The sequence below is a fragment of the Yersinia sp. KBS0713 genome (genome assembly GCF_005937895.2).
GTDB lineage: Bacteria > Pseudomonadota > Gammaproteobacteria > Enterobacterales > Enterobacteriaceae > Yersinia > Yersinia bercovieri.
The window spans coordinates 2,127,307-2,140,931 of the sequence record NZ_CP042173.1 but is presented as its reverse complement, the minus strand read 5'-3'; the positions used below and the strand labels follow the sequence as shown (position 1 = coordinate 2,140,931).

Below are 13,625 nucleotides of genomic sequence, written 5' to 3'. Positions count from 1 at the left end.
ATATAGTTCTGTCAACGGGGAGCTAAGTGCTTAATGCATAAAAAATCCCGCGCTCAAATCAGTAATGACCCAAGCGCGGGATGGTACTCATCATCAATCAGGCAGAAAGCTGTTCGATGGTTTGTAAAATACGTTTTTCAGAAATGGGGTACAACGTCCCTAGCTGCTGGGCAAATAGGCTGACCCGCAACTCCTCAATCATCCAGCGGACCTCTTTCACATCGTCATCCTGCTGGCGCTTTGGCGGCAGCTTATGGAGCCACTGCTGCCACTTCTGTTGCACGTGCTCTATGCGCTGCATATTCGCGCGATCACGATGCGGGTCTATCGCCAGTTTTTCCATCCGACGTTCAATAGCTTGCAAGTAGCGCAAAGTATCCGGTAGACGTTTCCAACCATTATTGGTGACGAAACCGCGATAAATCAGACCACCTAGCTGGGCTTTGATGTCCGAAAGCGCCAATGCTTGCGAGATATCTACCCGCCCTTTCAATCGCTTATTAATACTGAATACCGTGGTCAAGATCTGTTCAACTTGTTTGGCGATCTCCACTACCGTTTCATTCAGTTCAGCGCGCACCTTCTCCTGTAGCCGGGCAAAATCGGCCTCCTGCCATACCGGGCCACCATATTGCGCAACTAATTTATCCACGCCACAAGCAATGCAATCATCAATTAGATCCATCACTTTGCCATAAGTATTGAAATAGAGACCGAGCTTGGATTTGTTCGGCAATTTCTCATGCAAGTACTTAATCGGTGAGGGAATATTCAGCAATAATAGCCGCCGGGTTCCCTGCCACATCGCCTGTTGCTGCTGGGCTTCAGTATCAAATAAGCGGATCGCGACACTCTCTTTTTCATCCACCAGTGCGGGGTAAGCTTTGACTTCGTATCCGCCACGGCGCTGCTGATAGCAAATCGGCAGATCACCAAAGCTCCAGATATGTAAGTCATTTTGCTCAATACCGTCATCGGCAACTGCGGAGAGTGTTTCTTGCACTTTCGCATGTAACTGTAACTTCAGGGCCGCGAGATCTTTACCTTCGCGCAGCGTGCGATTTTTATCATCGAGCACCCGAAAGGTCATTTTCAGATGATCAGGCACCTGTTCCCATTGCCAACTATCACGTGACACTGTCACACCTGTCATGCGCCGCAGTTCGCGCTCCAGTGCCTCTAGCAGATCAGTTTCCAGTGGCGTGACCCGCGCGAGGAAAGCCTCGGCATAATTGGGGGCGGGGACAAAATTGCGCCTTATCGGTTTCGGCAATGACTTGATCAGCGCAATCACCAGTTCACGACGTATTCCCGGGATCTGCCAATCAAACCCCTGCTCCTGAACCTGATTCAAAATCGGCAACGGAATATGAACCGTCACCCCATCGGCATCAGTACCCGGTTCAAATTGATAGGAGAGCCGCAGTTTAAGCTGCCCCTGATACCAAAAATTGGGGTAATCCAGCGGATTAACTTTGTTCGCACCATCCTTGATCAGCATGGTTTTTTCAAAGTTCAGCAACTCCGGCTGAGTCTGACTGGTTTTCTTCCACCAATTATCAAAATGGCGGGCAGAGATAACCTCACGACCTATACGCTGGTCATAGAAGTTAAACAGCGTCTCATCATCCACCAGAATGTCGCGGCGGCGGGACTTATGCTCTAACTCCTCCACTTCAGCCAGCAATTTTAGATTGGCGCGAAAGAAAGCATGGCGCGTTTGCCAATCGCCCTCCACCAAGCCGTGGCGGATAAATAGCTCACGGCACAGTGGCGGATCAATCGGGCCGTAATTGATTTTGCGCTCAGTCACTATTGGCAAGCCGAATAGGGTGACTTTTTCGCTCGCCATCACCGCCCCCTGCGCCTTCTCCCAATGCGGATCGCTGTAGTGGTGTTTCACCAAATGCTGCGCCAAAGGTTCAATCCACTCCGGTTCGATGCGGGCAGCAATGCGGCCCCATAAACGGCTGGTTTCGACCAGTTCGGCAACCATGCTCCATTTAGGCGGTTTTTTGAATAGACCTGAGCCTGGAAAGATGGCGAAACGCGCATTTCGCGCGCCAGTATACTCTTGTTTATCAACATCTTTCTGGCCGATGTGTGATAGCAACCCGGTCAATATCGCGGTATGGATGCTACGATAATCCGCGGCCACACTATTGACCGGGATCCCCAGCTCTTTCACCACCTGACGCAGTTGAGTGTAAATATCCTGCCATTCGCGCACCCGTAGGTAGTTTAGGAAGTCGCTGCGGCATAATTTGCGAAACTGCGCCGATGACAGCTCTTTTTGCTGCTCTTTCAGATAGTCCCATAGGTTAACAAAGGCAAGAAAATCAGAATCTTTATCCGCAAAACGGCGGTGTTTTTCATCCGCTGCCTGCTGTTTATCCATGGGTCTTTCGCGGGGATCTTGAATCGATAATGCCGAGGTGATAATCATCAATTCCCGCACACTACCACTTCTCTGCGCTTCCAAAACCATCCGCGCCAGACGGGGATCGACCGGCAATTGCGCCAACTGGCGGCCTAGCGGTGTCAGTTGCTGATGGCCATTTTCGGCAGTTTGTATCGCGCCCAACTCCTCTAGCAGCCGGACACCATCTTGAATATTGCGTTTATCGGGCGCTTCCACAAAGGGGAATGCTGCGATATCCCCCAGACCCAGTGAGGTCATTTGCAGAATAACGGACGCCAAATTGGTGCGCAGAATTTCCGGATCGGTAAATTCAGGGCGCGAGAGGAAATCCTGCTCGGAATATAAGCGGATGCAGATACCATCCGACACCCGACCGCAGCGGCCTTTACGCTGATTGGCTGAAGCTTGCGACACCGGCTCAATCGGCAGCCGCTGCACCTTAGTGCGGAAACTGTAACGACTGATACGTGCGGTGCCGGGATCAATAACATACTTGATACCGGGGACAGTCAGCGAGGTCTCTGCCACGTTAGTTGCCAGCACAATCCGCCGCCCATGGTGGGATTGGAATACCCTATTCTGCTCGCTATTTGATAAACGCGCATAGAGTGGCAGCACTTCGGTATGGGGCAGATTTTGCTTCATCAGCGCATCAGCGGTGTCACGAATCTCACGTTCGCCGCTCATAAAGATCAAAATGTCGCCGGGACTCTCATGGCTCAGCTCATCCACCGCATCAAAAATCGCCTGTAGCTGATCGCGCTCAACATCATCCGCATCATCCACAATGGGCCGATAGCGCACCTCCACCGGATAGGTGCGGCCTGACACCTCAATAATAGGCGCATTATTGAAGTGCTTAGAGAAGCGCTGTGGATCAATAGTCGCTGAAGTAATAATCACTTTTAGATCAGGGCGTTTTGGCAATAACTCACGCAAATAGCCCAGGATAAAATCGATATTTAGGCTGCGTTCATGGGCCTCATCAATAATCAAAGTGTCATACTGCATCAGCAGACGATCCTGCTGAATTTCAGCCAGCAAGATGCCGTCGGTCATGAGCTTAACTAGCGTGTTTTCACCCACTTGATCGTTAAAGCGCACTTTATAGCCGACACAACCACCGAGCGAGGTCTCCAGCTCATCAGCAATACGATTAGCCACGGTTCGCGCGGCCAGCCGCCGAGGTTGGGTATGCCCGATCACCCCTTTCACGCCACGGCCCAGCTCCAGACAAATTTTTGGCAACTGGGTCGTTTTACCGGAACCCGTTTCACCCGCAACAATCACCACCTGATGATCGCGAATGGCATTAAAAATGTCTTGTTTCTTCTGGCTGACCGGCAGATTTTCAGGATAGGTGATAGTCGGACAAGCCGCGCGACGACCAGTAACCCGCTGCATAGCAGTGGCGATTTCAGCTTCGATTTCGCGAGTAATGGCCTCTACGGCCGCTGGATTATTGACTTTTCGTGCGCCTTGTAACCGACGCCGCATACGTTGTTGGTCACGGAGCATCAACTCACCAAGTTGGGAGGATAATGCTGTGAGCGAAGATTTCACGTTCAGTATTCCTTGTTACGATGCGGCTGCTACCCACGGCGTCAGCCCAATGATTTTATGCTATGAATTTGATTCGCGGATATTTTTTATTAATTGGTATCCATCTTTTGTCCGTCGAAATGCGGTTAGCAATCCAGCGCTTTTACTCTATAAATCTTTACCTGATATGGTAACACAGCCAGGGTTTACGCCGTAACCCAGCCAGCATCACTTGGCGATTATCATTGTTCAATAAAATCGAACAAAGAACGCAAAATATTGCGCTATCCATTGCATGGGAATATGAATAAAGTATATCTCATTGAAGGGGTGAATAACCTAAGTCTCTGTTACCTGTTAAGGAATTACGATGAGCAAAGTTCTGGTTCTGAAATCAAGCATTCTGGCAACTTATTCTCAGTCCAACCAATTGGCTGACTTTTTTGTTGAACAATGGCAAGCTGCCCACGCAGGTGACGAAATCACGGTACGTGATCTGGCCGCTCAACCGATTCCAGTGTTAGATGGCGAACTGGTGGGTGCTCTGCGCCCTTCAGATGCGGCATTGACACCACGTCAGCAAGAAGCGCTGGCACTGTCTGATGAGTTGATTGCAGAGTTGCAAGCTAATGACGTGATTGTGATGGCTGCACCTATGTACAACTTCAGCATTCCAACTCAACTGAAAAACTATTTTGACCTGATTGCCCGTGCAGGTGTGACCTTCCGTTACACTGAAAAAGGCCCTGAAGGTCTGATAACCGGCAAACGTGCCATCATTCTGACTAGCCGTGGCGGTATTCATAAAGATACCCCAACTGACCTGGTTGTTCCTTACCTGCGTCTGTTCCTGGGCTTTATCGGTATTACTGATGTTGAGTTCGTGTTCGCAGAAGGTATTGCTTATGGCCCTGAAGTTGCCACCAAAGCACAGGCAGATGCGAAAGAGTTACTGGCACAGGTTATTAGCGCTTAATTGATGACTTTCGCGTATCGGTGGGTGTCTCCGTTGATGCGCGAGGGGAAGTGACCTTGTATTACCCTCGTTTTACCCAGTAGTACTATTAAATGAAGTCATATCACTAATGCCAGTCTGTTCAATAGCGGACTGGCATTTTTTTGTTTGTGGGGCGAGGTAAACCCGCTTCTTATCTGCTCAGTTTACCCGATAATTACACAGAACCGCCCTCTCAGCTTTATCCTGCCTCCGGTGGCGGGAGCAGGATAAGTTTTATTTAATCTGCGTGTTCGGTTTTTCTCTGATAGCGATCAGGTTTAAATAACCAATATGAGAGTAATAGTGAGAAACCGGACAACGCAATATAAACGCCTGCATAGACCAGATCATAAGAGATCAAATAGCTAATAATAAGAGGTGTTAATCCCCCCGCTAGCGTCGATGAGATATTGTAACCCATGCTGAGAGTGGTTGTTTGCCCCTCGGCAACCTCTGCTAATACCGACGACATCGTGCTCGATATCATAGCGGCATTTATTATAATAATAAGCTGAGCAAGCAGAATTAACTCAATCACATTACTGCGTATCACATAATATAACGGCACTGAAAGTAGAATTAGCCCTATCACCCCAGCATTAAGTACCCTGGCTGATGAGCTATATTTATCGGTTAACCAACCGCAGATCAGCATAAAAAAGAGTATTAGTGTTGAGGATAGAATGGCATACGGGCTTTTAAAATCACCCAGTTGCAAATTATCGCGGATAAGGGAACTTGACATATTTTGAGCATAAAACACCACGGAGCCTGGAATAGTAATTAGCAATATTTGCAAGGATTTGCGCCAGTTGACACGACGATAACGCCCGGAAGCTAGTGGTTGAATCGGTAATCTGGCCCGAAACCAGAAACTAACCGCAATATTGACTACGCCTAACAATAATGGGATCCGCCACCCAACAGTCTGCATTGTCACAGGATCAAGGGATCGTTCCAGCACGAATACCAGCAGTAATGAGGCGATAACCCCCATTACCGCACTGCCGACAATCAATGCCGATATTCTGGCGCGTTCATTATTTGCGGCATCATTAAATAGGTAAGTGGTAAGTGTTGGCCACTCGCCGGCATAACTAAAAGAGAGTGCCATTTGCAGCACTAAAATAGCCAATGGTGTATAAGGGCCTAGCAGACCAATTGGCAACAGTGCCATACACAGCGTGGCGCTGCCGCTGATAAAACTGGTGAGGATCAGGGCAGATTTTCGCCCTGCTCTATCCGCATAGCGACCAATAATATAACCGCCGACCGGTCGGATAATAAACCGCAAAGCAAATATCCCCCACACCATCTGCGTCGCCTGCGAATACCCCTGACGTTCTAACTCTGCGGTTAAATATACCGAGATAGCAGCAAATACCGCAATGTCATAATATTCCAGTGCATTGCCTGCCACTGCACCTAATCTAAATTTCCATTTCATTTAATCTCCTTTCTATTATTTGTACTTTGCTCTTATATACTCTGCTTACTGGGCCACATTTTCCCTTACCTTTAACTGATTTAATCACCATAGCGACGACATGCATTTACCTTTCTAAGGGTAAGTAATAAGTGTTTCCAGGCAGGAGATAGTAATGCCATGCTCCTTAAGCGCATTAAATAAACCGCCCAGTGAGTGGTGTTCACAATTCAACTTCTTTTTTATTCGCTGGATACGCGCATGTTCAGTGGTGATTAAGCATCCCTGAATGGCTGCAATCTCTTTGACTTTACGATGAGCCAGTAGCAATCGAATGGTAATCATCTCCTTACGGGTAAAGCGGACATTGCCAAATCGCATATAAGGGTGAACATCCAGCAGATCGTTAGTTGAATCCTGTTTTTTATTGGTAAGCTCTTTATAAGTAGGTATCTCCTCCCGTAACGGTAATATAGTATCGCGTTCTTGATGCCATACGCGATGAGCATAATCAGCAATTGTCGGCTTCCATTTATAGAGAGTCATTACATCTAACAACGATAATTTGCTTTTAGAATTAATAGACAAAATTTCAAATACATTGTCATATTGCGTACAAATATCAATTTTGGCTTCTCTTTTGCTGTTTTTTGATAACACCTCCATAAACTTAGATGAGTAATCATGCCAATATTGAATGCCAGGCACGACACGTTCACTCACTCTTAAATCTAAATCATCATCAAAATATATTAAGTGCCACTCATAATTACTTGGCATTACATATATACACTTATTGATAAGGTCTACTTTCGAGTAAGTAACATCCATATTATTCCAGTCAAAGTAATGTGCGAAAACCCGCCTTAAATTTAAGCTATTCTTCTCGACCACATTATTCGTCACATCCATAATCAACCTCCTGGTAATATCACCTTATTTAAAGATTTCGCATACAACATCATGATTTATAGCAAGTGCTACAGATCATAATATTCAAGGGTAAACAGTGATCATGTCTAAACAAGACAAAGTGATACCATGTTCTTTGAGCGCATTAAGTAACCCACCTGATGAGTGATGCTCACAACTTAATTTATCTTTAATTCGTTGAATACGTTCATGTTCAGTATTAATTGAACCCCCTTGGATAGTACATATCTCATCTACTTTTATATGAGATAGCAATAATCGAAGAGTGGTAATCTCTTTTCGCGTAAATTGAATGTTGCCAAATCGAATATAAGGATACACATCGATCTCTTTATCCGTCGAGTTATACTCTACCTCCATAGCATTTTTATGTATGGGTATCTCTTCCCTTAATGGCAACATTACGTCCAAGTTCTGATTCCATATCCGCTGTGCATAGTAAGAGATGATTTGCTTCCATCTAAAAATAGCCATCAGATCAGAAAATGATAACTTTCTCTTTGAATTAATGGATAAAATGTCAAACGTATTTTTATATTGAGTACAAAAGTCAACTTTGACCTCTCTTTTACCGCTTTTCGATAGCACCTCCCTATGCTTCGAAGAGTAATTACTCCAGTATTGAATGCCGGGAACCATTCGTTCACTTGTGAGTAAATCCAGGTCATTATCATGATAAATCAGATACCATTCATAATTACTTGGCATAGTTAGTACTGATTTATTAATTAGATCTATCTTGCCATAAGTAACATCCATGTCATCCCAATCAAACACATGTGAAAACACTTGCCTTAAATTTGAACTACTCTTCTCAATAGTATTATTTTTCGCATCCATAATTACCCCCACTTAATATTATCACCCTCAAGAATGCCATCCAAACACATATTAAACATTAACACGCCGTCCTATAACACACAATAACATCAATTCAAACAAGTATATTATAATGCTACTCTTTAATTTAAGATCAATATAACTTTAGCATGCCAAGCCAATCAGAAATCTAATTTAATTATGAGAGTGACTTATTGTCATTTCAATCATTATTAATCTGATTGTTATTTTAAAAAGGGAGTGAATATATTATGAAGAAGGACTGGAATCCTACCGAGATCACCTCAGCGATACGAAATAAGGGGTCTACTCTTTCAGAGTTATCACGGCGCGCAGGATTAAGCGCATCCACACTGAGTAATGCCCTTAATCGTCAATGGCCAAAAGGTGAGAAGATTATAGCGGATTTTCTCGAAATAGATGCTGCGGTAATATGGCCATCACGTTATAAGAAAAAGAATGAAAAGATTAAATAACGATTAGCTAGCGCTAACATCAAACGCCCAGATTAAAACCGGGCGTTTGATCGAAATAGGCTGATGGCGATATTCAGCGTTTCATCCATTGACCATTAATGCCGCGCACATACTCCCCCGCAGCAGCGCGGTTAACCAGTTTCTGCCCCGCCAGCTTAGCTACATCTTCGGTTGAGATGTGGTTCTTCTGCGCCACTTCTTCATATTTTTCAGTGCGCGCGATATTGATCTGCTCCACCAGCGCCAGTGTTTCAGGATCTTTTTTTACCGGCGCTAGGTATCCGCTGAGAGTTTCGCCCACCCGCCCCTGCTGCTTGGCCTGCTCTAATGTCAGCGCAAACGCCATTGAGCTAAACAGTAGAGTGCCGCTCAATATCATGCTACTCAAGATCAGCCGAATCAGCCCGCCAGTGCCACCAATCCAGCCTGAGGTTTGCTTGTTCATCATGGCTCCTTAGAATAAGTTGGATTGATTTTTAAGCAGGTTTTCCACATCTTTATCGACTCTGATCTGGATTTCATGCTCAATCTTGACGTTCATATTGATAGTGATAGGTTTTTCCGGAGTCGCTACCTCGAGGCGCACACAGCCACTGAGTAGCAAAATACCCAGAGCCATCGCCATACGTTCCCCTGTCAAGATCTTCATTCCTTCGTCCTCGCCGGTGTGGCTGTTGGTTGTATTGAAAGCGTTTGTTGTAACCACTCTTGTAAATTGTCACCAAAACGCAAGCTGCGCCAGAGTTGGAAGACATTTTCCTGATGTTGATAGTTCAAGATGACCGCACGTTTGGCATTTTTCTGCGTATTCACACCATGAATTTTCGAACTTAGCGTTAATTGACCTAGATTATCAAGATCCACTTTGGCATACGATTGATAAATCTCCATATAGCGTAGCCAGTCGATCGCCGCGCCAGCGGCAATATTGCTGTCACCGATTTGGTTAGCCAGATCCTGATCCAGACGCAGTGTCACCATGCCGTCGTTCGCCATCCAGCCATGGCGCACCAGCCATTGTGGATTGTTGAGATACAGTGGCAGCTCACCATTCACTCTACCTGACATCGCAAACTGTTTTGGCTTTAGTACGGTAAAGAGTTCGCTAAGATCGATGGCGGTTAATTTCAGCACCGCGGCATCATGTTGCGGCAAGCGCAAAGCAGACAAACTCATATGCCCCTGCAGAATATCCATGCCCACATTGCTTAGCGTCAATGGGGCCTCCTCTGAATAGGGGTAACTACCCTGTAAATCGGCGGTAATATTACGCATGTCAAACAGATTGGTGAGCGAGGCAATGCGCAGCATCACCGGCTCTTTGGCCCCCAACTGCCAGCGGTGATCTTGCAAGCGGTAGGACATCACAAAATCCAGCCCACTTAGCTCGCCATCTTTTAACCACATCCCGCCCCGCTTGACTACCCAGTGACCACCAGCGGTAAAACCTTGTTCACGGGCCGCCGAGAAGGCCGCTTGAGCATAGAACTCCCCATCACGCAGCTTAATGCCTAGCTCTTGTGATATCAGCGGCTGGAATACTTTTAACGACTGTTTCGGCCACCAAGCTTCACCACGTAAGCGCTCGCCATCCCAGCGACCACTTAGCGGGATCGGGCCAATCGCCTGCGCCTGTAGTTTCCCCTGCCACAAGAAGCTCTCTGGGTCACGACCATTGAGTTGCAGCGACAATACCGCCGGGGGCAGATAACCGCCGCCGTCACTGAATGCGACTTTTTTCGCCCCCAACTCAAAACCGGCAATAAAGGCGGGGTGGTGATGATCCCGCTGCCAGCTCAGAGGTTTGACCAAGGTCAGCCGTGGGGCTTCAACTTTCACTAATCCATACTGTAAGCGGTCAAATCCGGTCGAGAGTTTATCCAGAGTGATCAATGTATCCTGCCAGCTCCCTTTGCCGCTGACATCCCAACGCGCCGCCAGCGGCGGTAGTTGACCACTGCCCCAATAGCGCCACTGCCACTGGCCTTTATCTGGCCAGAAATCCTGCGCCTGACCATCCAAATGCAAATTGAAACTGCCCCAGTAGCTATCCTGTGCATCGACAATGGCCTGTAGACGCCCCGTGACACCGGCGGAGGTCACTTTTACCCCCGCCAGAGGCCAACGGGCATCCCTTATCCGCAATTCTGGTGTGACATTACCGTGGGCGCGCAGCAAAGCGCCGGGGTGCAATACCCAGGTTGGATTGAGCACCGAACCGCTGAGAACACCGGGGATAGTGGCATTCAGCACCATGGTCTCCAGATTGGCCTGCCCGCTGAGCTGGAAGATTAAGTCGCTGTTGGTTAGACTCAAATTGCCTGGCCCGAGGGTCAGTACCGCATTGCCCTTACCACTTTGGCCGGAGGTGACAACATTGATGCGCGCATCCACCGAGGTTTGATCCAACCCCTGATCCCAGTCATGTAGCGTCAAATTAATGCCACCACTCAGCGGCTGCTGGGCATAGGGCCACTGCCACTGTCCACCAGCAATTTGAATTTGATTGGCTGATACACGCCACGGCAACCGCGCCAGCGGGGCGTCGTCACCGCGCTCAGTGAGGGTTAGCACCCCTTGCTGCTGTTGCCAACTCAGGTTCAGTAACAGCGGTTTGGAGAGATAGCCGGTGGTCAATACGCCGTCAAGCGCCCCCTGCTCAGGCCAATCATCCAGCGACAGTGGAATTTTAATCTTGCCGCTAAGTTCAAACGGCTGCGGAGTGCCGGGCACCGTAATTGAGAATTGATGCAGGCTAAGCTGCTGATTTTCATCCAGTATCGCGGCAAAGCTCAATTGTTGGCCCTGATAGCGCAACTCTTGACTAAACTTCTGCTGTGGGCGAGCGCTATCTTGGCGGGATGAGGTGAGGGTCAACTTACCGGCATATTGCTGCCACGGCGTAATCTGTAAATTGGCGATATCGAGATCCAGCACCGAAAGCTGCTGCTGCCAGTAGGCCAAATCTTGCGGTGCGCGCTCGCCACTGCTCGGTAATTGACTCAGGCAGGCGGTATCCAGCGCCACCTGACTGGCCGCCACTTGCCAGCGGCCTTGGTGGTAACCCAGCCTCAGGGCATCGATATTGGCGAGTGTGCAATCTTGTACCCGATAGCGCAGTTGCGGGAGCTGCAATGCGCCATCTTGCCACACCGGCGGGCTAGCTAAGGTGAGTTGGCTCCCTTCCGGCAACCAGTATTGGGCGATTTTCGGTAACCACTGCGGCAGGGTTTTCCATAACGCGATCAGAGAAATTGCGCTGATCAATAACAACCAACCCACTATTTTTGCGCATTTAGTCATGACTTGCCCTGTTTTATCACCGCGCTGACTCACGGTGTGCTTTAATCTCACTAATCTAAACTGCAATCTCGATAATCTAAGCTGCTGCAAGATACCACAATATAGCGTGATACCCTTGTAGCTCGAATATCACTGTTGCCCTTGAAAACTGGAATAAAAACCTGACTTTTTTGGCATGAAAAAGTGACAACTGCTCTCCATAGCTTATTGTTGCGGCAAATTGTATGATTTATTCAAATCTGTTAGATTGATCACACTATTTTGGCGGAGAAATCACGATGAAATTAGCCGTTTACAGTACTAAACAGTATGACCGCAAATACCTCGAGTTGGTCAACAAAGATTTTGGCTTTGAATTAGAGTTTTTCGATTTTCTGTTATCGCCGAAAACCGCAAAGATGGCGGCGGGCTGTGACGCAGTCTGTCTCTTCGTCAATGATGATGCTTGTCGCGCTACCCTGGAAGAGCTGAAGAGTGTCGGGGTCGAGATTCTGGCACTGCGCTGCGCGGGCTTCAATAACGTCGATCTGGAAGCGGCGAAGGAGCTGGGCATTCAGGTGGTGCGGGTTCCCGCCTACTCACCGGAAGCCGTTGCTGAACATACCGTCGGCATGATGTTGAGCCTCAACCGCCGCATTCACCGCGCCTATCAGCGCACCCGTGATGCTAACTTCTCGCTGGAGGGTTTGATTGGCTTCAATATGCACAATCGCACGGCGGGGATTATCGGCACCGGTAAAATTGGTGTCGCCACCATGCGTATCCTGAAAGGGTTTGGTATGCGTCTGCTGGCCTTCGATCCCTACCCAAGTGCGCAAGCGCTGGAGTTGGGCGCGGAGTATGTGGATCTCAAAACCTTATATGCCGAATCTGATGTTATCTCGCTACACTGCCCGATGACCCCAGAGAACCACCATCTGCTGAATAAACAATCATTTGACCAAATGAAAGATGGCGTGATGATCATCAATACCAGCCGTGGGGGTTTGATCGATTCGGTGGCCGCCATTGAAGCGCTGAAACAGCAAAAAATTGGCGCACTCGGTATGGATGTGTATGAAAATGAACGCGATCTGTTCTTTGAAGACAAATCCAATGACGTGATTCAGGATGACGTTTTCCGCCGCCTCTCTTCATGTCATAACGTGTTATTTACTGGCCATCAGGCATTTTTAACCGAAGAAGCGCTGACCAGTATTTCTGCCACCACCATGCAGAATATTGCTCAGTTGAAAAAGGGTGAACCTTGCCCGAATATCATTACCGCCTGATTAACTATAGCGGCGCGGCCCATGGAGGGGCCTAATAGTGGCATCCCGATGAGCTGGCATCCGTTAGCGACTTTGGCAAGCACCACGCATCAACGCCCACTCCTCGCACCGCTTACCATCGGGCAACTGACACATCCCGACACTACTGCCATTTAGTTGCTTAGCCAGGGTTAATACCCCCCCGGCATTGGCACAATTGAGTGACGCGGGATTAGCCATACTGACATTAGTGTGGGCACTGGTGGCCTGCTGCACTGGCTCATAAGCATTGTTGTTTGATACGGTATCGGTAGGATCATTGCTGCTGCAAGCGGCTAAAAAAAACACGGCGCCACCGACAAACCAAGATAATAAATTCATTCTTTTGCTCCGGCATAAGAGATATATAGCGCTATAATTGGCTTATATAATATCT

11 protein-coding genes are annotated in these 13,625 nt (G+C 47.8%); 3 read left to right on the top strand and 8 right to left on the bottom strand.

Annotated features, from left to right (window positions below):
* Positions 1-97 precede the first annotated feature (97 nt).
* Positions 98-3,985, bottom strand: a complete 3,888-nt coding sequence (gene hrpA / locus FFE93_RS10020) for an ATP-dependent RNA helicase HrpA (RefSeq protein WP_138775087.1) — start codon at positions 3,983-3,985, stop codon at positions 98-100.
* A 349-nt stretch (positions 3,986-4,334) separates the two neighbouring features.
* On the opposite strand from hrpA, the gene azoR reads away from it, so the two are divergent.
* On the top strand, positions 4,335-4,940 hold the full coding sequence (gene azoR / locus FFE93_RS10015) for an FMN-dependent NADH-azoreductase (RefSeq protein ID WP_005270520.1): 606 nt from the start codon (positions 4,335-4,337) through the stop codon (positions 4,938-4,940).
* 259 nt (positions 4,941-5,199) lie between these two features.
* On the opposite strand, the gene FFE93_RS10010 is transcribed toward azoR, so the two are convergent.
* From FFE93_RS10010 to FFE93_RS10000, 3 genes are all read right to left on the bottom strand, one after another.
* Positions 5,200-6,408, bottom strand: a complete 1,209-nt coding sequence (locus FFE93_RS10010; protein WP_138775086.1) for an MFS transporter — start codon at positions 6,406-6,408, stop codon at positions 5,200-5,202.
* Between the two features lie 114 nt (positions 6,409-6,522).
* Positions 6,523-7,299 carry a helix-turn-helix transcriptional regulator gene (locus FFE93_RS10005; protein WP_138775085.1) on the bottom strand — a complete coding sequence of 259 codons (777 nt, stop codon included), beginning with the start codon at positions 7,297-7,299 and terminating at the stop codon, positions 6,523-6,525.
* 84 nt (positions 7,300-7,383) lie between these two features.
* Positions 7,384-8,160, bottom strand: coding sequence for a hypothetical protein (locus tag FFE93_RS10000; RefSeq protein ID WP_049600255.1), 777 nt, complete (start codon positions 8,158-8,160; stop codon positions 7,384-7,386).
* Between the two features lie 251 nt (positions 8,161-8,411).
* On the opposite strand from FFE93_RS10000, the gene FFE93_RS09995 reads away from it, so the two are divergent.
* Positions 8,412-8,636 carry a helix-turn-helix domain-containing protein gene (locus FFE93_RS09995; protein WP_032896250.1) on the top strand — a complete coding sequence of 75 codons (225 nt, stop codon included), beginning with the start codon at positions 8,412-8,414 and terminating at the stop codon, positions 8,634-8,636.
* A 73-nt stretch (positions 8,637-8,709) separates the two neighbouring features.
* Here FFE93_RS09995 and FFE93_RS09990 read toward each other — a convergent pair whose 3' ends face one another.
* Genes FFE93_RS09990 through FFE93_RS09980 form a run of 3 tightly spaced genes read right to left on the bottom strand, consistent with a single transcriptional unit; the run spans position 8,710 to position 11,939 of the window.
* Positions 8,710-9,081, bottom strand: a complete 372-nt coding sequence (locus FFE93_RS09990) for a YdbL family protein (RefSeq protein ID WP_032896248.1) — start codon at positions 9,079-9,081, stop codon at positions 8,710-8,712.
* 9 nt (positions 9,082-9,090) lie between these two features.
* Positions 9,091-9,285: a YnbE family lipoprotein gene (locus FFE93_RS09985; protein ID WP_032896245.1), complete on the bottom strand. Its 195-nt coding sequence runs from the start codon at positions 9,283-9,285 to the stop codon at positions 9,091-9,093.
* Complete coding sequence (locus tag FFE93_RS09980) at positions 9,282-11,939, bottom strand: YdbH family protein (protein ID WP_138775084.1); 2,658 nt, start codon at positions 11,937-11,939, stop codon at positions 9,282-9,284. The genes FFE93_RS09985 and FFE93_RS09980 overlap by 4 nt, the downstream gene beginning before the upstream one ends.
* Positions 11,940-12,217: 278 nt before the next feature.
* On the opposite strand from FFE93_RS09980, the gene FFE93_RS09975 reads away from it, so the two are divergent.
* A complete protein-coding gene (locus FFE93_RS09975; protein ID WP_138775083.1) occupies positions 12,218-13,210 on the top strand; it encodes a 2-hydroxyacid dehydrogenase in 993 nt (330 codons plus the stop codon).
* Between the two features lie 63 nt (positions 13,211-13,273).
* Here the strand turns inward: FFE93_RS09975 and FFE93_RS09970 are convergent, their stop codons facing one another.
* Complete coding sequence (locus FFE93_RS09970; protein ID WP_138775082.1) at positions 13,274-13,570, bottom strand: DUF333 domain-containing protein; 297 nt, start codon at positions 13,568-13,570, stop codon at positions 13,274-13,276.
* Between the last annotated feature and the right edge of the window lie 55 nt (positions 13,571-13,625).